General features: G+C 40.8%; 3 protein-coding genes. All 3 read right to left on the bottom strand.

Annotated features, from left to right (window positions below; genetic code table 11):
- Positions 1–212: 212 nt before the first annotated feature.
- Positions 213–443, bottom strand: coding sequence for a hypothetical protein (locus tag ABMY42_RS26290; RefSeq protein ID WP_005446124.1), 231 nt, complete (start codon positions 441–443; stop codon positions 213–215).
- Position 444: 1 nt separating this feature from the next.
- Entirely contained in the window at positions 445–912 is a 468-nt protein-coding gene (locus ABMY42_RS26285; protein WP_017190377.1) for a hypothetical protein, read from the bottom strand.
- Positions 913–1,078: 166 nt separating this feature from the next.
- Positions 1,079–1,600 carry a GNAT family N-acetyltransferase gene (locus ABMY42_RS26280; protein ID WP_038881865.1) on the bottom strand — a complete coding sequence of 174 codons (522 nt, stop codon included), beginning with the start codon at positions 1,598–1,600 and terminating at the stop codon, positions 1,079–1,081.
- Positions 1,601–1,788: the final 188 nt, after the last annotated feature.

Below are 1,788 nucleotides of genomic sequence, written 5' to 3'. Positions count from 1 at the left end.
AAGCTTATAATTTGAAATAGTATTTGTTCCAGTTCAGAAACTGTCGAGCATCATATTTTCATAAACTCGACATCAATCTCAGTTTTGTTCACATAACGCCGCATTAAGGTGTGAGCAACGCTACCACCTAACCTAATCAATTGCACCGTAAACACGAAACCCAACCTTGTACTGAAAATGCCAAGCGTTGGGAATCACTCTTAAATGCTTTGTTAGCTCTCTGCTTGTTCAGGTAGCAACTGCTCTAGCTTCAAACCATATTCTGCTTCATTGCTTTTATATTCATCTTTCAAATATTCAAAAAACTGAGTCAAATGAACTAAGTGTTCCTCATAATCTTCACGTTCTCTCAAAGTTTCACTATGTAACAAGTTTTGATTATATAGAACAGCGTCTCTAACTGCCGATAATAGCATCGGTACATATGGCTTAGGTATATTCATCTTACGCAGCCTCTCTTACTGCTAACTTCGCTAATTTACTTAATAGTAACTTAAACTTTGACAAGGGCATATCATAAGCAGGAGCGATAGTGTAATGATACGCACCAAAACGAGGGTTATACTGATCTTTAACTATCGCCAACCCAGAAGGTAAAGGTGTGCCCTCTGGTATCCGATAGTGCTGCCAATTTGGCCCCTGTGGTATCCCTGGTCTATCAAACGTACTGATGCCTCTTGGCCGGTCCTTCACTAAAACTCTCGCATCAGCTCCCATTCCTTGAATAGTAATATCAGCAGGTCTAGGTCTACCATTTGAAAGAAGGAGAGTATCTTCAATTAGTTCAAAAAGCCCCATACCTTTTTTAACATTTAGTCCTCTCCACAAATTAAGAGGTACTTTACCTTCATAATAGTTATGAATTTGCCCCTTATCTAACAACACATCTTTTAGCAATGTAACAGTTTCCATGTTTCCTCCTTTTGCTTAAATTTCCGAGAGAGCTAACGCCCTGTTAAGGTGTGAGCAACGCAATACCGATGCATCCGCATACCACCTTAAACACTAAACGCAACGCATAGCAAAAATGCCAAGCGTTGCGAATCACTCTTAAATGCTTTGTTAGCCTTGTGGTTGACTAGTACATATAACCTAGCCAATCAAAATGTCCAACACCCCACTGCTTATCTCTGAGTGGTTTCACATACAGTTCATCAACATGCTCTACAGCAACTCCAAAGTTGGTGTGCTCGTGAAGCCTTAACCAGGACTGCATGCACTGAACTTTGTTAAAGCCATTTGAAGAGTAGAAATCATCTAACTCAGATATGAGGATTATGAAATCAACGTCTTTAGTTTCGGCAAATGCCGATACTTCTGACAACATAAAAGAGCCAATACCTTGCCCTCGATAACGTTCATCAACACAGAAGTCGATGACGCCCAGAACCTTATGTATTTCCCCGCCGACGCTCACGGCTCGATAGTCCAGTCCAAGATAGCCAACCAACTGTTCACCTTGAAAATGAAGAGCACGCATATGAGGTAACTGCTTAAAGTAAGAGCGACTTACTTGGCTATCTGGGAAAGCTTGGTTTCTTAACGCTTCGATTGCCTTATGATGTAATTCTGAAACGTCAATTTCTTGCACGATTTCCATATCATTTCCTCAAAAAGGGCTAACGCCCTGTTAAGGTGTGAGCAACGCAATACCGATGCCGCTGCATACCACCTTAAACACCAAACGCAACGCATAGTGAAAATGCCACGCGTTGCGAATCACTCTTAAACAGTTTGTTAGCCATTTATTAATATGAAATACAGTTAGTTTCAGAGCCATAGCTTTGA

Source organism: Vibrio sp. SSH13-20 (assembly GCF_040104475.1).
GTDB lineage: Bacteria > Pseudomonadota > Gammaproteobacteria > Enterobacterales > Vibrionaceae > Vibrio > Vibrio harveyi.
The sequence above is the reverse complement of the archived record's forward strand: the minus strand, read 5'-3'. Positions and strand labels throughout refer to the sequence as shown.